The sequence below is a fragment of the Tenacibaculum todarodis genome (assembly GCF_001889045.1).
GTDB lineage: Bacteria > Bacteroidota > Bacteroidia > Flavobacteriales > Flavobacteriaceae > Polaribacter > Polaribacter todarodis.
Genome location: NZ_CP018155.1, coordinates 2,377,478 through 2,398,582 on the forward strand (window position 1 = coordinate 2,377,478; position 21,105 = coordinate 2,398,582).

15 protein-coding genes are annotated in these 21,105 nt (G+C 29.9%); 4 read left to right on the plus strand and 11 right to left on the minus strand.

Annotation, left to right across the window (positions count from 1 at the left end; translation table 11 throughout):
- Window positions 1–100 precede the first annotated feature (100 nt).
- Window positions 101–2,119 (plus strand): penicillin acylase family protein, encoded by a 2,019-nt coding sequence (locus tag LPB136_RS10905; RefSeq protein ID WP_418361248.1) that lies wholly within the window; start codon window positions 101–103, stop codon window positions 2,117–2,119.
- On the opposite strand, the gene LPB136_RS10910 is transcribed toward LPB136_RS10905, so the two are convergent.
- The 5 genes from LPB136_RS10910 to dprA all read right to left on the minus strand — a co-directional run bounded on the left by LPB136_RS10910 (window position 2,116) and on the right by dprA (window position 8,399).
- Entirely contained in the window at window positions 2,116–4,749 is a 2,634-nt protein-coding gene (locus tag LPB136_RS10910) for a carboxypeptidase-like regulatory domain-containing protein (protein ID WP_072556357.1), read from the minus strand. The genes LPB136_RS10905 and LPB136_RS10910 overlap by 4 nt on opposite strands.
- Entirely contained in the window at window positions 4,739–5,524 is a 786-nt protein-coding gene (locus LPB136_RS10915) for a GLPGLI family protein (protein WP_072556358.1), read from the minus strand. Before LPB136_RS10915 ends, LPB136_RS10910 begins: the two co-directional genes overlap by 11 nt.
- Window positions 5,525–5,590: 66 nt before the next feature.
- A complete protein-coding gene (locus tag LPB136_RS10920) occupies window positions 5,591–5,821 on the minus strand; it encodes a hypothetical protein (protein ID WP_072556359.1) in 231 nt (76 codons plus the stop codon).
- Between the two features lie 275 nt (window positions 5,822–6,096).
- Window positions 6,097–7,155, minus strand: coding sequence for a hypothetical protein (locus LPB136_RS10925; RefSeq protein WP_072556360.1), 1,059 nt, complete (start codon window positions 7,153–7,155; stop codon window positions 6,097–6,099).
- Between the two features lie 146 nt (window positions 7,156–7,301).
- On the minus strand, window positions 7,302–8,399 hold the full coding sequence (dprA, locus tag LPB136_RS10930; protein WP_072556361.1) for a DNA-processing protein DprA: 1,098 nt from the start codon (window positions 8,397–8,399) through the stop codon (window positions 7,302–7,304).
- A 181-nt stretch (window positions 8,400–8,580) separates the two neighbouring features.
- Between dprA and LPB136_RS10935 the strand changes: the two genes are divergently transcribed.
- Both LPB136_RS10935 and LPB136_RS10940 read left to right on the plus strand, forming a co-directional pair.
- Window positions 8,581–9,501, plus strand: coding sequence for an HU domain-containing protein (locus tag LPB136_RS10935; RefSeq protein ID WP_072556362.1), 921 nt, complete (start codon window positions 8,581–8,583; stop codon window positions 9,499–9,501).
- 65 nt (window positions 9,502–9,566) lie between these two features.
- Window positions 9,567–10,076, plus strand: coding sequence for an acyl-CoA thioesterase (locus tag LPB136_RS10940; protein ID WP_072556363.1), 510 nt, complete (start codon window positions 9,567–9,569; stop codon window positions 10,074–10,076).
- On the opposite strand, the gene LPB136_RS10945 is transcribed toward LPB136_RS10940, so the two are convergent.
- Genes LPB136_RS10945 through LPB136_RS10970 form a run of 6 tightly spaced genes read right to left on the minus strand, consistent with a single transcriptional unit; the run spans window position 10,069 to window position 16,820 of the window.
- Window positions 10,069–11,118 carry an AI-2E family transporter gene (locus tag LPB136_RS10945; protein WP_072556364.1) on the minus strand — a complete coding sequence of 350 codons (1,050 nt, stop codon included), beginning with the start codon at window positions 11,116–11,118 and terminating at the stop codon, window positions 10,069–10,071. The two genes, LPB136_RS10940 and LPB136_RS10945, sit on opposite strands and share 8 nt — an antisense overlap.
- Before the next feature lie 18 nt (window positions 11,119–11,136).
- Window positions 11,137–12,354, minus strand: a complete 1,218-nt coding sequence (locus tag LPB136_RS10950; RefSeq protein WP_204218330.1) for a murein hydrolase activator EnvC family protein — start codon at window positions 12,352–12,354, stop codon at window positions 11,137–11,139.
- Complete coding sequence (lolB1, locus tag LPB136_RS10955; protein WP_072556365.1) at window positions 12,354–13,124, minus strand: lipoprotein insertase outer membrane protein LolB1; 771 nt, start codon at window positions 13,122–13,124, stop codon at window positions 12,354–12,356. The genes LPB136_RS10950 and lolB1 overlap by 1 nt, the downstream gene beginning before the upstream one ends.
- On the minus strand, window positions 13,121–14,062 hold the full coding sequence (locus LPB136_RS10960; RefSeq protein ID WP_158009633.1) for a tetratricopeptide repeat protein: 942 nt from the start codon (window positions 14,060–14,062) through the stop codon (window positions 13,121–13,123). The genes lolB1 and LPB136_RS10960 overlap by 4 nt, the downstream gene beginning before the upstream one ends.
- A gap of 22 nt (window positions 14,063–14,084) precedes the next feature.
- Complete coding sequence (locus LPB136_RS10965; RefSeq protein ID WP_072556367.1) at window positions 14,085–15,101, minus strand: sugar phosphate nucleotidyltransferase; 1,017 nt, start codon at window positions 15,099–15,101, stop codon at window positions 14,085–14,087.
- 60 nt (window positions 15,102–15,161) lie between these two features.
- Window positions 15,162–16,820 (minus strand): ABC transporter ATP-binding protein, encoded by a 1,659-nt coding sequence (locus LPB136_RS10970; RefSeq protein WP_072556368.1) that lies wholly within the window; start codon window positions 16,818–16,820, stop codon window positions 15,162–15,164.
- 205 nt (window positions 16,821–17,025) lie between these two features.
- Between LPB136_RS10970 and LPB136_RS10975 the strand changes: the two genes are divergently transcribed.
- Complete coding sequence (locus LPB136_RS10975) at window positions 17,026–20,958, plus strand: immunoglobulin-like domain-containing protein (RefSeq protein ID WP_083426215.1); 3,933 nt, start codon at window positions 17,026–17,028, stop codon at window positions 20,956–20,958.
- The last annotated feature ends 147 nt before the right edge of the window (window positions 20,959–21,105 follow it).

Sequence of the window (21,105 nt, forward strand, 5' to 3'; positions counted from 1 at the left end):
TCAAAACCCAAACAATGCGTAAACTTTTATATTTCTTTATTTTAACACTCATTTTTAGTTGTTCTTCTAAACCTGAAGGGAAAGAGTTATCCAATATAAAATTGCAAGAGATGCCTACGGAGTTCCACATATTATGGCTAAAACCGATGCAGAAGTTGCTTACGGATTAGCATGGACACAATGCGAAGACGATTTTGTAACCTTCCAAGAATTAATGGCAGCTTGTAAAGGAATGTTGGGAGAAATTAAAGGTCAAGATGGTTTGGTGGCAGATTTCGGAATTAAATTTATGGGTTTAAAAGAAATTGCTGATAAAAAATACAATACTGATGTTACAGGCGATTTTAAAAAATATTTAGAAAGTTTTGTAGCTGGTGTAAATGCGTACGCAACATTGCATCCAGAAAAAGTGTTGTTAGACGATTTATTTCCGCTAACAGGAGCAGATATTATTACAGGATATTTGTTAGGAAATTTAGAAGTTTCACATGCTGGAGACGATTTAAAAAAGATTTTAGGCGGCACAATTATCAAAGATTTAAAAAGCGATGTTCCTAAAGGATCTAACGCTTTTGCTTTTTCTAAAAACAAAACTACGGATGGAAAAACATACTTGGCTGTAAATTCTCATCAACCGTTGGAAGGTTGGTATTCTTGGTACGAAGCGCATTTAATTTCTGAAGAAGGAATGAATATTTTAGGTGGAACGTTTGCTGGCGGAATCTGTATTTTCCATGGAGCAAACGAAAATTTAGGTTGGGCGCACACGGTAAATCATGCAGATTTTTCTGATGTGTATCAACTTGAAATGCATCCAGAAAAAGAAGATTTTTACAAATTTGATGATGAATGGGTAGAATTAACCGAAAAAAAATACTGGTCTTGGTTAAAATTCGGACCTGTTAAAATTCCTATTTCAAGAACTATTTATCGAAGCAAATACGGACCAACTTTTAAAACCGATGATGGCGTTTTTGCTTGGCGTTTTGTGGTTGGTCAATCTATAAAAATGGCTGAACAATGGTTTAGAATGAACAAAGCCAGTAATTTTAAAGAATTTAAACAAGCACTTGAAATGAGAGGAATTGCAGCGCTAAACATTGTCTATGCAGACAAAGAAGACAATATTTATTATGTAAGTAACGGAAGTTTCCCGGAAAGAAATCCAGATTATGATTGGAGCAAAGTATTGCCAGGAAACACTACAAAAACTTTATGGAATAACACATTGGTACCTTTTGATAGTTTGCCGCAGGTTTTAAATCCGTCTAGCGGTTGGGTTTTTAACACTAATAATTCGCCATTTTCGGCAACGGATTCTGTCAATAATTTTAAAGAAACTACGTTGAATAAACGAATGGGTTATCAAATTACAGGAATGGAAAACAATAGAAGTTCTCGTTTTTTAGAGTTGATGGAACAATACGATTCTATTTCTTATGAAGACTTTAAAACCATAAAATACGATAACCAATATCCAAAGAAAATGATGACACGAACTGCGTTAAATTTAGAGGATTTAATGCATTTAAATCCGTCTGATTATCCAGAAATTTCTGACGCAATTACCCTATTAAATACTTGGGATAGAAAAACCGATAAAACCAATAAAACTGCTGCTTTGTATATTTTAACTTGGATGCATTTAAATCAAAAAAGAATAGATGAAGGTAGAGAAGTTAGAAGAGGTTCTATCACTTTAGAAGATTGTGTTTTTGGAATTACAAAAGCTAAAGAAGAATTGTTAAAAAACTATGGTTCTTTACAAATAGAATTGGGTGAATTACAAAGACACACTCGTGGAAATGTAAATTTACCAATTGGCGGCGCGCCAGATGTTTTAGCAGCAATTTATGCTAAAAAAGTTAATGAAACCGACAAAACTTACAGAGCTTTTGCAGGAGAATCTCATATAGAATTAATCCGTTTTGGAGAAAATGGTGTGGAATTAGAAACCATAAATTCATACGGATCTAATGCAAATATTGGCGATAAACATTCCACCTCTCAAATGGAAGATTTTACCAATTATAAGCTTAAAAAAATGACGTTGAATAAAGAAGAGGTTTTAAAAAATGCTGTAAAAATTTATTCTCCAATGGAGGTTGTTGAGGATTAAAATCGAAATTTTAAACCTACTGTTATTTGACTTGGTCTTAAACGATAAGTAGTTTTTACTGTAGAAAAATCAGAAATAAAAATATTTTCATATACAGATGTGTTTAAAATATTATTCCATTTTAATTCAAAATTTATTCTTTTTTTTGAAAAAGTGCGTCTGTACGTTGCATTAAAAAAATTATTGTTTTGATTGGTAATTAAGTTATTAGAATAGTGTTCAAAATTTAAAGTAAGTAGTTGTTTATCATTTATAAAAAAAGTTGCATCTGTATTTAAATTTAATCTTTTTGTTTGCTGTAATTGATTATTACTATAAGAATTATCAGCATATACTAAAGTAATGTTAGAGTTGATGTTTATCCAGTTTAGAATATCGGTATCTAACGTTGTTATAAGTTGTTTTTGTTGATTTCTTACTTCAGTTAAAGTATTATTTAAAAATTGTTGGTTTTTTGAAATTAACAAACTACCTTTTATTGCAAAAGTTGTATTTATGTTCGATAAATATTTACTTATTTTTAGACTGTAGTTATAGTTTTTACGAGTGTTTTCTTTTTCAATAGAAGAAATTGAAACAGTTCCATTATTATCGTAATCATATTGATATATTAGGTTTGATGTATTATGAGTATTCATAAAATATCCATCAACAAAAACACCTCTTACAAGATTTTTATAAGCAATATTAAATTTATTTTTAATTTTTGTGTTTGTAGGGATTTGCGAAGTATATGCTTTTATATTTCTATAATTATTTATAATATATCCTGTATACAATTCTTGTAAATTTCCATAATTTTTCTCTCTTGATACTACGGTACTTATATTCCAAAATGCATTAATTTCTTTTGATAAATTGATGCTTGGCTCAAAAACAACTTCATTAAGTTTATTATTTTGAAAAGTATTTTTTTCCTTTCTATTAATTTTTAAATAGCGTAAAGGCAACCCAATTTTAGCTTTAAAAAAGTTGTTTTCAAATAAAATGGATGTTGAGCTGTAAAAATTACTTTCAGTAAATACAGTATTATTTACAAAAGTATTATCAATAATTTTATCAGAAGAATTATCAATAAAAACACCACTATTTAATTGTTGTTTTTGATAATCAAACCCTAATTTTTGTTTTAAGGTAAAGTGGTTGTACAATTTTGTGATAACAAATGAATTATTTGTATAAAAATTATGATGTGATACTTTTTGCGTTAATTGGTTATAAGGATTATCATTTGTTAATAAACTTTCAAACTGACCGGGTTTTATATTAAGAGTGTTTGAGTTTGTATTATAAAATACTTGAGAGTTAGCTGTTATTAAATTCTTTTTAAAGGGAAATATCCACTTTAAACTATTATTTATTTGAGAATTAGGTTTACGAACTGTTTGATTCAATTGATTACTATTAACACTCCCTGTTTCTGAATTCCAAGAAATATTATAATCTAATGTGTTTTTAAAATACCCTTTTTTAGTATTTTTTTCAAGAATAAATTTAGACTTTAATTCATCAAACTTTAGTTCGTTTTTTTTATTTTCATTAATAGTTATGGTATCATTTATGGTAAAGATACTTGTGTTTACTGTACCTACTTTTTTTTGAAAATCGTTTGCGTAAGTAATATTTGTTTTTAATTGATACTGATTTTTTAATTTTTGTAAGTAGTTTGTACTTATTAAATGAATAGAATTATCTAGCCAGTTTTTTTCAGAGAAAGAAGGTCTAGATATAGGAGAAATTTGTACCCAATTTATTGGTTTTGCTTTACTTTTCAGTTGTTGCATAAACTCATCAAAAGTTAATGCTTTTAAATCCTTTTTAGCATTATAACCAGTATTATTACTTTGATAACTTATAATAGTTTGTTTGTTTTTAGAAAAAAACATTGGTGTAATGTTTGCATCCCACAATAATGGTGTAAAACCTGTACCTAATTCAGCCGAACCAATTAATATGTTTTTCTTTTTTAATTTTATATTTAATGATGCTCTATCCGAAAAGACAACACTATCTAGTATTTTAATAGGTTGATGATTTTCTAATACTTGTATTCTAGAAACTGCATCAACAGGAAGATTGTTGTTAGCTAAATTATATTTACCTTCTAATAAATCTAATCCTTCTATATAGTATTTCTGTATTGGTTTTCCTTGATATAAAATTTTTCCATCTAATTGTATTTCAATACCAGGTAACTTTCTTAAAACATCAGCTATAACTTGGTCTTTTTGATTTTTAAATTTACTAACCGAGTAATTTAAAGTATCTCCTCTTTGAACAATTGGTTTGTTTTTTAGAACTATTTCTTTTAATTGTTCATTGCTTTCATATAATAAAAAATTATAGGTTGCTGAAGTGTTGGAGATTTTTTTTTCCTTGGAATTAAAACCAATAAAAGACACTTTAAGGTTTAAACTATCAACATTAGTCTTTTTTAGGCTTAAAGAATAAGCTCCTTTTATATTAGAAATAGTATACCCTATAATAGATTCATCATTTATTTTTGAAATAATTATAGTTGCATTTTCTAAAGGAATATTTTGCTCCCCTAAAATAATACCTTTAATGACGGTTTGTCCTAAGCAAAAATTACTAATTATTAATAAAGAATATAGTAGCTTAATCTTCAAGTTCAATTGGATTTCCTTTCTCACCTATTTTTTTAAAATCTCTTTTTAAACGAACTCTAGTTTCACCAATTGCTTTATTTGCAAACTCATTTAAAATCCCTTTAACAGCTTTATTATAATTTTTAGAAGTAGTTTGTATTACCAAATTTTTTGTTAATTGTTTTGGTATTTTACCTGTTCCTTTTTTAATTTCTTTAAGTGTAAAAGAATAATGATTTTTATTGTCAGAAATTTTAAAAATTAATCCAGGTAACCCATAAAACTTCCATGGACCATCTTGTATTGGGATAGCGGTACTAAACCAAGCTTTATAATTTCTTCCTTTATAAGCTAAGAGAGCCAACTGACATTTGTAACCTAATATTGTACTTGTTTCATTGGCTATTTTCCAATTAAAAGAAGGCACTTTTTCTTTTATTTCAATGGTTTTTGCTAAAACCTTTTTTTGGTAAGTTGTTTCTTTTGTTCTGTATCTTTTTTTTATGGAAGATTGTATTCTGTTTTTAGGGTGTTTTTTCTTTATTTCTGAAAGTTCATAAAGACTTCCACCTCTTTTTTTAATAGCAATTCTAGCTGAATCTACAATTATTTTGATAGGACTTATATATATACTTTCTGTTTTACTAACAAATAAAGTCATATTTTCTTTATAAGTTGAGTTTATATCTGTAGCATCCGCTTGTACAGAAACATTGTAAGTAAATTCGTAATTTATATTTTGTCCACAGCAAATAAAAACAGCAAATGAAAATAAAAGGGTAAAATATTTTTTCATAGACGTTATGTTTGTAATATAAATAATTGGTCTGGAAACTCCAAACCAATTATTATTTTGAATTAATTAAAATGCATATTGAAGATTCTGTAGCATCTCTCTACCTCCTTCACAATCTAACCACTCAATACTTTCTGCTGCGTCAAACATTTCATCTGTAGACATACCAGAATCATCATATTCAAAACTAGTTCCACAAGAAGTTAAAACAGTATGAGGATCTTCAACTATGTTATTATTTAAACAAAAGGCATTTGTTGTAAATACAACAGCAATTAAAACTAATATTTTTTTCATAATTGTTATTTTTAAAAATTAATAAATAGGTGTTCTATCAAAAAGATGAATTTTTTAAAATTTATCTTTTTGATCATGATTTAAGATCTTAAAAAAAACTAATAAAAGAAAGTGCGCAATTTTTAATTTTCTTTTTTTAGGGTTTGCTAGCAATATTTTTTAAAGAAATAGCTAAATTCTATAAAAAACACTCAAACCTAAAAAAAAAAAAACGATTAACACAAGGTTTTCATAAAAAAGATATAACGTAAAGCAGGAATTAGCTTCTAAAAAAACTATTTAGTACTAATGTTTAAATAATTACGTTTTACAAACTCTAGGATAGTTTCTAAAATTTCTCCCATATTTTGGTTTTTTTTAAAAGCAATATCTCCAACATAATTAATTAAATCTTGCTTTAATTGTGTTACATTTTCTGGAAAAGAAATAGTATCATTTTTCATGCATTTTATTAAATGAGCCGTTCTTTTAGGTGCAGTAATCATACGTTTTGCCATAAAGGAACGTTCTTCTATTTTATATTGTAAAATAGAACTGTTTTGTAGTTTTTTACCAACCATTTCTACCATTTTAAAGTTTTCTTTCATAAACTGTAAATTGTAAACTTTTAGGTTTCCTTCAAAAGATTGTTGGTCAAAATCTATGGCTCTTATTTTATATACAATATGGTCAAAATCGTGCGTTGGTGTAATTACATAGTTGTAAGAACGCATATCTCCTAACAAACGAACAAAACACCTTTCTTTAAATTTTACAAATTCTTTTGCTATCTGAGCTTTTTCAGATTCTGTACATTTTGGTAAAAAATCTTTAATAAAATCGTCTCCAGGAATACCAGCAATATGTTCTTCAATTAACGTGTCTTTGTAAACTAAAAAGTTCATGTTTTGTGGCGATAAAATATGTTCTAACTCTAAACCATAAACTCTAGAAGCATCTGTTTTTTTTACATAAAAATAGGTGTAATTATCATTTAAAATATTTCTAACCTTTACTCTAAAAGGTTTAGAATTACCAAACGTACAATAATCTATAGCATCAATATTTAAGAAAGGAATTGTATCATCATTACCATCTGAATGTAAAAGTGTGTAGATTTTTTTTAAACTATTATCAATTTCTGCTCTATCAAATTCGCTATAATAAGTTCTTACCCAAAGTGTATCTTCATCATTTTTATCATAAACAACTATAGATCCTTGAAAACGCAGTAAATCATCATAAAAAATAGGAATTTTTATAGTTCTATTGTGTTTTTTTAAATATTCATTCAGCATTTCACTAATAGGAAAAGCTGGTTTTTTTTTAGACATTAATTTTTCTTCGGAAGCCATTTAAAAAAGGTTTTTTCAAAAATAAGACAAAAGAAGTTGTGTTTTAATTTTTTTAGAAGCTATTTCCTGCTTTCCGTTATATCTTTTTGTGAAAAACAAAAAGGATGCCACTCCAATCAGGGCTAACATTTTTGTGGTTTTTAGGCTTACACTTCAAACATTTTTCCTGGTAAAGGTTTTACAATTCCTTTTAATTCCATTTGAACCAAAATAGAAGCTAATTTGTACGTTGGTAAATGGCAGTTTAAAGCGATAACATCTAATAATTGTTTGCCGTTTTCTTGTAAATAATCGTATATTTTTTGTTCGGTTTCATCCAGTTCAATAAACAACGTTTCTTGTTTTGGAGCAGCAGTTTTAGTGCTAATATCCCAATTTAGCATTTTTACAATATCTTCTGCAGAAGTTAATAAATGCGCTTGGTTGTTTTTGATGAGGTTGTTACAACCTTTGCTATAAACATCCGTAGTTCTTCCAGGAACAGAAAACACATCTCTATTGTAAGAATTGGCAATGTCTGCGGTAACCAAAGAACCACCTTTATTGGCAGATTCTATAATAATGGTGGCTTTAGAAATGCCTGCAACTATTCTATTTCTTTTTAAAAAATTTTCTCTCAGTGGGTTTTCATTATGCCAAAACTCGGTTAAAAAACCGCCTTTTTCATTTATTTGATGAATATATTTTTTATGCGTTTTCGGATAAACCTGATCAAATCCATGTGCTAAAACCGCAATAGTTTGCAAGTTGTTTTTTATAGCTGCCTTATGTGCGCAAATATCTATTCCGTAAGCAAAACCACTTACAATTATTGGATTATATTCCGCTAAGTCTGCCACTAAATTATTGCAGAAATCACGTCCGTAAGAACTAATATTACGGGTACCAACAATAGAAATTACTTTATCGGAAAGTGCAACATTTCCATCATTAAATAATAAAATAGGAGCATCAATACATTGCGATAAATTACTTGGATACTTATCTTCTAAAAAGTAAGAATACTGAGTGTTATTTTTTTCAATATAAGCTAGTTCTTCTTCAGCAAGTATTTGATTTTTTTTATCAAAAAGATTAGTCGTAATTAAACTTCCAATTCCGTTTATTTTTTGAAGTGTTGCAGGTCTTTCTTTAAAAATTTGTTCAACATCACCAACAGTGGCAATGAGTTTTTTTGCCAGAATATCTCCAACATTATTTGTGGCCTGTAGTCTTAATACAGCCAGCAATTTTTCTTTTTTCATTTCTCTTAATTTTACGAACTAGGTTAATTTTAAAAACAATGTTTCTAAAAAATAGCCGTATACATAGCTTTTTTTAATGCCCATTATGGGTTAAAAAATTGAGTATCAATATACAAAAAAATGTTGATAATTTTTGGACAACAATTGTAAAACTAAACACCATTTCTAATATATTTGTAATATGCCATTAGCAAATTACATCAACGATTTATTATACAGATACGATTGTGTTATTGTACCAAATTTTGGAGGTTTTGTAACCAATAGAATTGGCGCAAAAGTTAACAATTACACGCACACATTTTATCCACCTGCAAAGCAAATTTCATTCAATGCACACTTAAAGCATAATGATGGTTTGTTGGTGAATTATATTGCAAAAGCAGAAAATATATCGTTTGACGCGGCTTTAAAGACCGTAACTGACACTGTAAATAATTGGCAAACAACTTTAAAAACATCTTCAATAGAAGTTTCTTCAGTTGGAAAATTATCTTTAAACGAAGAAAAACAAGTTGTTTTTGAACCAAATACAACCGTTAATTATTTAACAGAATCGTTTGGATTAGCTTCTTTTGAATCTTCTGCAATTACAAGATTTAAAGAAGAAGTAAAACCATTAATTCCGGTTGTAGAAACAACTTCTAAAGACAACAAAAAAGTAATTCCTTTATTTGTAAAATATGCTGCAACAGCTGCTATTTTATTAACATTAGGTTTTGCTGGTTGGTCTGGTTATGAGCAAAATAAGCAACAAAAACATTTTGCAAAACAACAACAAGAAGTTGCTAAAAAAATACAACAAGCAACATTTGTAATAGACAATCCTTTACCAACAATTAACTTAAATGTTAGTAAAGCTACGCCTAAAAACTTTCATATAATTGCAGGTGCATTTGAGTTTCCGGAAAATGCTGCTAAAAAAGCAAATCAATTGAAAGAAAAAGGATTTAATGCTAAAGTTATCGGGAAAAATAAATGGGGTTTAACACAAGTTACTTTTAATAGTTTTTCTGATAAAAATGATGCTATAAACAGCCTTTATAAGATTCAAAAAACGATATCTAAAGACGCTTGGTTGTTAATTAAAAAGTTAGACTAATTCCAGTCCTTTTCTAAGCTTATTTTTTTGTTGAATAACCTATCTTTGCGCAAAATATTTTTTTGATGAGCGCAAAAACACCAAGTCAATCTTTAACAACACTTACCGATTTAGTTTTACCAGGAGAAACAAATTATTTAGAAAACCTTTTTGGTGGAGAAGTACTTGCAAGAATGGACAGAGCTTGTAGTATTGCAGCCCGTCGTCATTCTAGAAGAATTGTTGTTACTGCATCTGTAAATCATGTTGCGTTTAATAAAGCCGTTCCTGTTGGAAGTGTAGTAACTATTGAAGCTAAAGTATCGCGAGCGTTTAAATCTTCAATGGAAATTTATGCAGATGTTTGGATAGAAGATCGCCAATCTGGAGAAAGAACTAAGGTAAACGAAGGAATTTACACATTTGTAGCTGTTGATGAAACAGGTAAACCAGTTCCAATTCCACAAATTACACCAGAAACGGATTTAGAAAAAGAAAGATATGAAGGCGCTTTACGAAGAAAACAACTAAGTTTAATTCTTGCCGGAAAATTAAACCCAAAGGAAGCTACAGAGCTAAAAGCCTTATTTATATAGTAATTTTTTTACTAAACTGATCTATATTTCCGCTTTCAGAAAGCATAATTGCAACGGATTTTGTTTTATCAAACTGTGCAAAAATTATCATCATAATTACTGTAATTGGCACGGATAAAATCATGCCTGTAATTCCCCAAATTTGCCCCCAAATTGCCAAGGCTAAAATGGTTACCAACGGACTTAAATTTAAAGATTTACCAAATAATTTAGGTTCAATTACATTTCCAACAATTACTTGTATGGCTCCAACAGCAATTAATACAATTAAAAACGGTGTAAACTCTCCAAACTGAATTAAGCTAAAAACCGCCGGAAAAACCGTACCAACCAAAGAACCAATTGTTGGTATATAGTTTAAAAGAAAGATTAAGAACGCCCAAAACGGTGCAGAATCAATTCCAACCATAATCAATATTATATAGCTTAAAACACCTGTTAAAACGCTTACATAGGTTTTTAAACGCAAGTAATTTGAAATTGAAAATTCAATTTTACCTAGCATTTCTTGTAGTTGATTATAGTTTTCTTTTGAAGTAAACATTTTTGTTAGTTTTACCTTCAAGCTACTTTCTTCTAAAAAGATAAATAGCGCATAAATAACAATCATAAAAGTATCGCCAAGTAAACTGCTAATACCATTTGCAACATCGCCTAAAACAGAACCGTAATCAAAATCTCCAACAACAGATTTTATAGATTTAAAAATATCTATTTGAAAATAACTACCTAAATCGGTAATAATTCTTTCTACGTTGGGTTCGTATTTGCTGTAAGAAGTTGTTAAATTAGAAATACTATTGGTAATAATTTCTGAAATAAAACCAAAAAATAAAATGATTATAGAAAACACTAAAATGTTACTTAACCATTTAGGTATAAACTTTTTAGCAAACGGTAATTTGTAGATTGTTTTTCTAATTTCTCGTGTAAAAAACCAAAAAATAAGCGCAAACACAAACGGAATTAAAATTCCTTTTCCCATTACTAAAGTTGTAATTATAGCAACCGTAACAATTATAAAGTTTGCAGCGTTTTTCATGTTTTAAAGATAAATAAGTTAGCGTTTTAACAACCAACTAATTGGATTTAATTTTTTTGTATTCTGATACAACACAAAAACTAATGTAGTTTTACCAGTAACTTTATCTGTAAAAATTTCTCCAAGATTTTGACCAGTAGTAATTTTACTACCTTTTTTAACATACACTTTTGCAAGATTATTATAAGCAGTTATATAATTACCATGCTTTACTAAAACAGATCTTTTTCCTTCGGAAGCAAGCTGAATAGCCATTACGGTACCGTTAAAAACACTTTTTGCTTTGGCACTTTTTTCTGTAGTAAGATGTATTCCTGTGCTATTAATGGTAATTCCGCCAATTGTTGGGTGTTTTTGAATACCAAATTTTCTTGTAACCAAGCCTTTTTCTACAGGCCAAGGAAGTTTTGTTTTGTTTTGTTCAAACTTTGCAGCTAATGCTTTTGCTTCTGGAGTTAAAATAAATCCGGCAGATTTCTTTGTGCCTTTTTTTCTATTTCTGTTAGATCTAGCAATGGCATCTCTAATAATTTTATCAATTTTACCAGCAACGCGTTTTTCTTCTTTAATTTTTTTCTGAAGTTCTCTTTTATACTTTTTTTCCTTCTTTTTTATTTTAGAAACTAACTGTTCTTGGTTCTTTTTATCAATTTCAACCTTTTGTTTTTGCTCCTTTTCAACCAAAATCAACGTGTCTTTTATTTGTTTTTGATACAATAAAGAATCGTTTAATTTTTGAACTATTTCTGTTTGAACAACTATTTCTTCACCTTGTTTTTTTCGGTAAGAAGTATATTGATTCATATACTGCAAACGTTTGTAAGCTTGGTAAAAGTTTTGAGAAGACAACAAAAACATAGTTTTGCTTTGTTGCGATTTACTTTTGTATGATTTAAAAACCATATCGGCATAATCTGCCTTTAAATCTGTAAGTTTCTGGTTAAGTTTTGCTAGCTCTTTTTGATTGGTAGAAATCTCTTTAGAAAGTACTTTAGCTTCTAAGTTTATGGTGTTAATCAGTTTTTTTCTAACAGAAATTTTCTGATTAATATCTTTTAAATCTTCTAAAGCGCTTCTTTCTTTCTTTTTGGTTTCAAAAATTAATTTATTAACCTGTTTTATTTCCTTGTTTATCTTTTTTCGTTGTGCTTCTAACTGCTTTCTAGTTTGACTGAAAGAAGAGAATCCAACACTTAAAAGAAGGAATAAAAATGCTATGTTTCTTTTTGAATTCACTAAAAATTTAACTTTTTATAACCTGAAGGAATTGTAAAAGGAATACTTAATTTGGTGTCAAAAACTACTGATTTCACATCAATATCAATATTGGTAAACTTATTGTTTTCAGTAACATTTATAAGAATATTTTCAGGAAAAACCTCTGCTTCTTTTTGCAAGTAGCTAGGATACGTAATATCTAATTTCTGACCTTTTAAATCGTTTACCAAAACATGTTTATCTAATTTAAAATGAGTTGGATTTACATGAATAAATCGATCAAACAGCGCTAATTGTTCTTCTGGCGATAAAATATATGCGTTGTCAACTATTTCTACCGTGTGTTCTTTTCCTTTATTTTCAATTTTTGCTTGCCCTAAAAAGATATTTTGTAGTTCTTCAAAAGTAATATCTGTTCCTAAAAAATCTTTAATTAAAGAGTAATCGCCTTCAAAATAATTTTTAGCATAAGGTGAATAATAGCTCACTTTAGTTGGTGTAATCTTCGCTTTAAAAATTGAAATAATTTTAGAACCTTTTAACCAAATTACTTCATCTTTAATAATTTTCATCCTAACAGAAAAACTTTCATTTTGCTTGTTATTCTTGAATTTTACACGCAATTTAGCATCAATAGTTTTCTTACTAAAACTATTTGAGAGATGTTTTTTTGCAACTTTTTTTGCAGACATTTTTTTAGCTATTGCGTTAGTATTTACAGTGTTTTTACTAGATTTACATGCTGTAATTAGTAGTGTAAAAACAAATAGATATTTTATAATTTTCATTGTTTAGCTTTTTTTCTAAACTTATCAGCTTCTTTGGTTTTTCCTAAACCTTGATAAGCGTTTGCCATTTCTGTATAAAAAATAGCTTCGGTTTTTGGGTCATCAATTACAAAATCGATGCCATTTTGTAAACTTTCCAATGCTTTTTTATATTGTTTTTGTTTGTTTAGTGCTTTTCCATTCATTAAATACACAAAGGGTTGCGCTGGGAACAAACCGATTCCGTTTTGGCTATATTTTACTAGTTCTGTATCATTATTAGAATCTAATTTCTCTAATAATTTTTTTAAGGAGTTAAAAGATTTATCACTTTCAAACTGCTTTACCAAATCTAAATTTTGTGGGTTTGTTTTTGTTAATTCCTTTGTCTTTTTAACTGCTTTAGGTTTTTCTAAATTTGCTTTAATTCTTCGTAATCTGGCAGATAGCAATTTTTCATTTTCAAGTTCATTCAATGTTTTTTTTGCGGAAACAAAATCTCTGTTTTGTAAATGTAAAAAAACTAAAGCTTGTTTTTTCTTTGGATGTTTTTTAGCTATTTTCTCTTGTAGTTTAATAGCGTCTTTATAATTTCTATCTTTTTTATTTATAGCAACAAGATGCTCTAAAATCCATAGATTTTCTGGATCTTTTTCTAAGGCTAAGTTTCCGTATTCTAAGGCTTCAAAAGGTTTGTTTAGTAATAAATAATTCTTAGATAACTCAAACAATACTGCCTTATTATTTGGAATTAATGTGTTGCATTCCTCTAAATTATCGATTGCTTTTTGATAATTTCTAATGGATTTTTCTGAAAGTGCCTTAAAGAAATACTCTTGAAATTCTAAATTCTTTTTCTCAGTAACGGGAATATTTGCCGGAATACTATCTTGAGAAAAAGCGCAAAAAGAAAACAGAAGTAAGAAAAAAGACAATAATGCCTTTTTGCTTACTTCCAACTTCCAACTTCTAACTATATTTTTATGTAAGTTCTGTATAATCACCTATGCTTACGGATGTGTAGTTACCATTATATTTTGCATTATTACCAATCATTGCATTGTCTAAATTGGCGTTTGAAATTTCTACATTGCTTTGTATTAAAGAATTTACAATTGTAGAATCTTCTACCACACTATTTGCTCCGATTGAAACAAAAGGACCAATTTTAGTGTTTTTAAGTACTACGTTTTCACCAACGAAACAAGGTTGTATAATTTCTGAATTTTCTAATACAACGTCTTTAGCTACTAAATTGTTGCCGTCTGCATGTTCAAAACCTAAAACTTGTTTATTTGTATCTACTGTTGGGTCTTTTTTACCACAATCCATCCAAGCATCAACTTTTCCAGGAATAAATTGTGCTCCTTGTTGTTTTAAAGATTCTAATACTTCTGTTAATTGAAATTCTCCAGAAGGCCTAATATCATTATCAATTAAATTCTGAATTTCTTCACGCACCTTATCGCCATCTTTAAAATAATAGATTCCAATAATAGCTAAGTCTGAAACAAAATTCTTTGGTTTTTCAACAAAATCAGTAATTACACCATCTTTTAATTTTACAACACCAAAAGCACTTGGGTCTTCAACTTGTTTTACCCAAATTGCGCCATCAGTATTTGCATCTAATGTGAAATCTGCTTTAAAAAGGGTGTCTGCAAAAGCAACAACACATGGCCCGCTTAAAGATTCTTTAGCACAATGAATTGCGTGTGCAGTTCCTAATGCTTCATTTTGAACATATACAGAACCTTTTGCTCCTAACTTTGTGGCTATTTCTTTTAATTTTTCTTCAGTATTTGCAGGAAAACCTTTTGAAGCAGGTCCAATAATAAAGGCAATTTCTTCAATTTTCTGATTCACAACCGAAGTAATATCTTCAACCAAACGTTGTACAATTGGTTTACCGGCAATAACGGTTAATGGTTTAGGAATTGTTAATGTATGTGGACGCAAACGCGATCCTATTCCTGCCATTGGGACTATAATTTTCATATAAATTCTTTTATTTTAAATAACATTGCAATATACTATTAATTCTATGATAGAAAAAAGTTAAATTCCTTTAGGTATTGCATCTATTAAGGTTTTTGTGTAGCTTGTTTTTGGGTTGGTGTAAATAACATCAGCATCATTTATTTCTTCAATTTTCCCTTTATTCATAACTACTAATTGATCTGCCATGTATTTTACCACAGATAAATCATGCGAAATAAAAATATAGGTAAAGTTGAATTCTGCCTTCAACTGATTTAATAAGTTCAAAACTTGTGCTTGTACTGAAACGTCGAGTGCAGAAACTGATTCGTCACAAATAATTAATTTAGGTTGTAATGCAATGGTTCTTGCAATTCCAATTCGTTGTCGTTGTCCGCCAGAAAACTCATGCGGAAAACGATTAAAATGTTCAGCCGATAGACCTACTTTTTCTAACAATTCTAAAACATAGGCTTTACGTTCTTTGTTAGAAGATAAAATATTATGAACCTTCATGGGTTCCATAATTGCTTTTCCGACTGAAATTCTTGGATTTAAAGATGAAAAAGGATCTTGAAAAATAATTTGAATCTCTTTTCTTAAACTTTTAAATGCTGAATTTTTTAAGTTCGAAATATCTTTACCGTTGTAAAAAATTTGTCCAGATGTTGCTTTTTCAAGTTGAAGAATTGTGCGTCCTAAAGTAGTTTTCCCGCAACCAGATTCTCCAACCAAACCTAAAGTTTCACCTTCATAAATTTTAAATGAAACATCATTAACAGCTTTTACAATCTCTTTTTTACCAAACCAAGAACCATTAGAAATAAAATGCTTTTCAAGATTAATAATTTCTAATAAGGGTTTTTTAGCATATATTTTTTGATGAAAAGCTTCGCGTTCTTCATTTGTGTAAATAGTTGAATCTACCGTTTCTTCAATAAAATTTGTTACAGTCGGAAGCGTTTTTAATCGCTCTTCTAAATTGGGTTTAGAATTGATTAAGGCTTTTGTATAGTTTTCCTTCGAATTTTTAAAAACCTGTTTTGCGGTGCCTTTTTCTACAACTTTTCCTTGGTACATTACAAGAACCTCATCAGCAATTTCAGAAACCAAGGCTAAATCGTGCGTTATAAATAAAATACTCATTCCATTTTCTTGCTGTAATTCTTTCAGTAAAAAAATTATTTCTTTTTGAACCGTAACATCCAATGCAGTTGTTGGTTCATCAGCAATTAAAATTTGTGGTTTGCATGCAATTGCCATGGCAATCATAACACGTTGTTTTTGTCCGCCACTAATTTGATGTGGAAATGAACTAAAAATTGCTTCTGGTCTTGGTAATTTTACTTTTTCAAAAAGAGAAAGAACAGCTGCTTTTATCTCTTTTGAAGAAAGTTGGGTATGTTGTTGTAAAATTTCTGCCACTTGAAAGCCACAAGTTAACGTTGGATTTAAAGAACTCATTGGTTCTTGAAAAATCATGGCTATTTTGTTTCCTCTTATTTGCTGAAAATCTTTTTCAGAATAACTTAAAAGGTTGTTTTCTTCAAACAAAACTTCGCCTTCAATAGTTGCTTGTTTTGGTAATAAACCTAATAACGCTAAAGAACTTACCGATTTTCCGCTTCCGCTTTCACCAACAATACCCAAAATTTTATTTTTCTGTAATTTAAAATTAAGATTGTGTACAACGGTATTGTTGTTAAAAGAGATGGATAATTTTTTTACTTCAAGCATAAGTAACAAATGTAATTTATAATTCTGAAAGTTAAATTGTTAAGTGAAAATAAATGGGTGTTTTCACTCTTTATAAATTCTTACATAAAAGTTATATTTACTGCCAATTTATTGTAAAAATCGTTGCTTTATTACAAATTATGTTTTAAAAAGTGATTTTAACTATGAAAAACAAAAATAAACTAACCGTTTAAAACTACAAATTATGAAAAAAAAGTACTTTAAAAACATATTGTTTTTTCTTTTTATTGTTTTTGGAGCCTCTACTTTAAGTGCTCAAAACGAAAAAGAAATTAACAAAATTAAAAGTAGATATAATCTTGAGAAACTTCAAACTTTAAAAAACTCATTTAAACAAAAAGCATCTTCGGATAAGCAAAATGCTATACAAATTGCACAACAACGTGGTTGGAAAACAAAATTTACCACCAATGATGGTCGAATGTTAGAATTGCAAAGAGTTGTTAATGGAAAACCAATTTATTATACAACTTTTAATGTAGATGCAGCAAAATCTACAAGAACAGATCATTTAAATTCTGGTGGTTCATTAGGTTTAAACTTAATGGGACAAAACATGACAGCTCACGTTTGGGATGGAGGTTTAGCAAGAACTTCGCATCAAGAATACGATGGAGCTGGAGGAACTAATCGTTTTTCAATTGGAGATGGAACCACCGCTTTACATTATCATTCAGCACACGTAACAGGAACTATTATGGCTTCTGGTGTAAATGCAAATGCAAAAGGAATGGCGCCACATGCAAATGCTGTTGGTTATGACTGGAATAGTGATAAAGCAGAAGCAACTTCTGCGGCTGCAAACGGAATGTTAGTTTCTAATCATTCGTATGGTTATGCGGCGAGAAATCAATTTGGACAAGTACAATTACCTCAACATTATTTTGGTGGTTATATTGATGAAACAAGAGATTGGGATGAAATTTTATTTAATGCGCCAAACTATTTAATGGTTGTTGCAGCAGGAAACGATGGAAATGACAACACAGCAAATAATAACCCAATAGGAGGTTCTGGTTTTGATAAATTAACAGGACATTCAACAGCAAAAAATAATTTAGTTGTAGCAAATGCTAATGACGCAAATATTGATGCTAATGGAAATTTGGTTTCTGTGACTATAAATAGTTCAAGCAGTGAAGGACCAACGGACGATTTTAGAATAAAGCCAGATATTACCGGAAACGGAACAGGCGTTTATTCTACTTATGAAAGTAGTAATACAGCTTATAATTCAATTACAGGTACGTCAATGGCGTCGCCAAACGTAGCAGGTTCAGTATTATTATTACAACAACACGCAAATAATATAAGAGGCTCTTTTGCAAAAGCTTCTACAATAAAGGGTGTAGTTTTACATACAGCTGATGATGCTGGAGCTTCTGGTCCAGATGCAGTTTTTGGTTGGGGATTGATGAATACGAAAAGAGCTGCTGAAGCTATTTCAGAAAATGGAAACGAATCTAAAGTTGAAGAATTAACGTTAACTTCTGGACAAACATATACAATTACGGTAGACTCTGATGGCGTAAATCCGTTATTAGCCTCTATTTCTTGGACAGATAGAGCAGGTCCATCAAATACAACAGTAAACTCTACAACACCAGTTTTAGTTAATGATTTAGATATAAGAGTTACTAAAGGAGGAACAACACATTTTCCTTATAAATTAACAGGAGCAACAACAAACGCAAAACAAGACAATAACGTAGATCCTTATGAAAGAGTTGATATTGCAGGAGCAACAGGAACCTATACAATAACAGTAACTCATAAAGGTTCTTTAACAGGTGGAAGTCAAAACTACTCTTTAGTAGTAACAGGTTTAACAGGAACACCAGTTGTTTGTAATGCAACTGTACCAACAGGAGTAAACGCAACAAACGTTTCTGCAACTGGAGCTACTATTTCTTGGAATGCAGTTCCAGCAGCATCTTATGATGTTCGTTATAGAGTTGCAGGAACAACTTCTTGGGCAACTAATGCTGTTAATGGAGCTTCAACTGTTTTAAGCGGATTATCTGCCACAACTTCTTATGAAGTTCAAGTACGTAGTAAATGTGATTCAGGAAATTCAGTGTATAGTAGTTCTGTAAACTTTACTACATCTGAAGTACAACTTAATTACTGTGCTTCTAACGGGAATAGTGTAGCAGATGAATATATTAGCAATGTAAATATTGGAAGTATTGATAATACAACAGGCGCATCTTCTAGTGGATATGCGGATTATAGCTCAATTTCTACTAATTTAACAAAAGGAGCAATTTCAACAATAACAATAACCCCAACTTGGACAGGAACTTTGTATAACGAAGGTTACGGAGTATTTATAGATTTTAATAAGGATGGAGATTTCTCTGATAGTGGAGAAACAGTTTGGACAAGAACTGCATCACAAACAACACCGGTAAGTGGTTCATTTTCAGTGCCAACATCAGCAATTACAGGAGCAACAAGAATGCGTGTTGTTATGAGGTATAATGCAGTTCCGTCTGCTTGTGGTTCTTATAATTATGGAGAAACGGAAGATTATACCGTAAACTTAGTTGGTGGAACACCAGACACAACTGCGCCAGTAATTACACTTAATGGTACTTCTACGATGGATATAGATCAAGGAAGTTCTTTTACAGATCCAGGAGCAACTGCATCAGATAATATTGATGGTAATTTAACATCAAGTATTGTGGTTACAGGAACTGTTAATTCATCTGTTGTAGGAACATATACATTAAATTATAACGTAAGTGATGCTGCAGGAAATCCAGCAATACAGGTTTCTAGAACAGTAAATGTAAATGCTGTAGCAGATACTACAGTTCCAATAATTACGCTAAATGGTTCTTCAACAATGAATTTAACTCTTGGAGATTCATTTACAGATCCAGGAGCAACAGCAACGGATAATGTAGATGGAAATTTAACGTCAAGTATTGTTGTAACAGGAACCGTAAATACTGCATCAGCTGGAACTTACACATTAAATTATAATGTAAGTGATGCAGCTGGAAATGCAGCAACACAAGTTACTAGAACAGTAAATGTTGATGAGCCAGCTGGAGATACAGAAGCACCAACGGCTCCAACAAATTTAGTGGCGTCTAATATTACAGAAACAACAGCTACCTTATCTTGGAATGCTTCTTCAGATAATGTTGGTGTAACAGCTTATGAAGTGTTTAGTAATGGAACAAGTATAGGTACTGTTACTAGTACAGGAGCAAATATTACAGGTTTAACAGCAAACACAGCTTATTCTTACACGGTAAGAGCGCTTGATGCTGCTGGAAATGTTTCATCAACAAGTAATACGGAAACGTTTACAACTCCAGGAGGTTCAACTGGTTCTACAACAGTTTTACACGAAGGGTTTTTTGAATCTGGTTGGGATGGTTGGTCTGACGGTGGAGTTGATTGTAAAAGATATTCAGGTTCTCGTTCTTTTGAAGGAACAAAATCAATTCGCTTAAGAGATAATTCTGGAGTAGCATCTGCAATGACATCACAACCTTTCAATTTAACAAGTTATGATCAAGTTGAGGTTAATTTCTATTTCTACTCGTATTCAATGGAAAATAATGAAGACTTTTGGTTACGTTTTTACAATGGTTCATCTTGGGCCACTGTTGGAGTTTGGGCTAGAGGAACATCTTTTCAGAATAATAATTACTACTCTGCAACAGTTACTTTAAATAGTACAGATGTTAATTTTGCGAGTAATTCTGCTTTTAGATTCCAAAATGATGCAAGTGGTAATGCAGATCATATTTATATAGATCAAGTTACAATTACAGGTATTGTTGGTAATGGTGGAAACACAGCAAACTCTATAAATATGGTTGCAGGATATTCTAATTTCTCAGATACTGGAAGTTCAGATTTTGAGGGAGACACTATGTTATATCCAAATCCAGCAATTGATATTATTAACATCAACCCTAATTTTGGAGCTATTCAATCTAAATATAGAATTACTAACTTATTAGGACAAGTAATTACTTCAGGATCAATTAGAAACAATTCAATTAATGTAAGTACTCTTAAACGAGGTATTTATTTATTAGAGTTAACAGATGATGAAGAAACATTTACAACTAAGTTTGTGAAAAAGTAATATCAATTTGATACTTTTAATTTTAAACCTCGGGTAGCTACTCGAGGTTTTTTGTGTAGTCAACTGATATGTAGTTGATTAATTTAATTTGCGTAATGTTTTTTTAATTTAAAAACGTTAAAATTTTGTTATTAATAAAATAATAAT

Excerpts from the sequence above, each read along its gene's own strand:
- LPB136_RS10965 (WP_072556367.1), bottom strand. The coding sequence starts at position 15,101 with ATGAAAATTATAGTCCCAATGGCAGGAATAGGATCGCGTTTGCGTCCA.
- LPB136_RS10920 (WP_072556359.1), bottom strand. The coding sequence starts at position 5,821 with ATGAAAAAAATATTAGTTTTAATTGCTGTTGTATTTACAACAAATGCC.
- LPB136_RS10940 (WP_072556363.1), top strand. The coding sequence starts at position 9,567 with ATGAGCGCAAAAACACCAAGTCAATCTTTAACAACACTTACCGATTTA.
- LPB136_RS10970 (WP_072556368.1), bottom strand. The coding sequence starts at position 16,820 with ATGCTTGAAGTAAAAAAATTATCCATCTCTTTTAACAACAATACCGTT.
- LPB136_RS10945 (WP_072556364.1), bottom strand. The coding sequence starts at position 11,118 with ATGAAAAACGCTGCAAACTTTATAATTGTTACGGTTGCTATAATTACA.
- lolB1 (WP_072556365.1), bottom strand. The coding sequence starts at position 13,124 with ATGAAAATTATAAAATATCTATTTGTTTTTACACTACTAATTACAGCA.
- dprA (WP_072556361.1), bottom strand. The coding sequence starts at position 8,399 with ATGAAAAAAGAAAAATTGCTGGCTGTATTAAGACTACAGGCCACAAAT.
- LPB136_RS10935 (WP_072556362.1), top strand. The coding sequence starts at position 8,581 with ATGCCATTAGCAAATTACATCAACGATTTATTATACAGATACGATTGT.
- LPB136_RS10975 (WP_083426215.1), top strand. The coding sequence starts at position 17,026 with ATGAAAAAAAAGTACTTTAAAAACATATTGTTTTTTCTTTTTATTGTT.
- LPB136_RS10915 (WP_072556358.1), bottom strand. The coding sequence starts at position 5,524 with ATGAAAAAATATTTTACCCTTTTATTTTCATTTGCTGTTTTTATTTGC.
- LPB136_RS10925 (WP_072556360.1), bottom strand. The coding sequence starts at position 7,155 with ATGGCTTCCGAAGAAAAATTAATGTCTAAAAAAAAACCAGCTTTTCCT.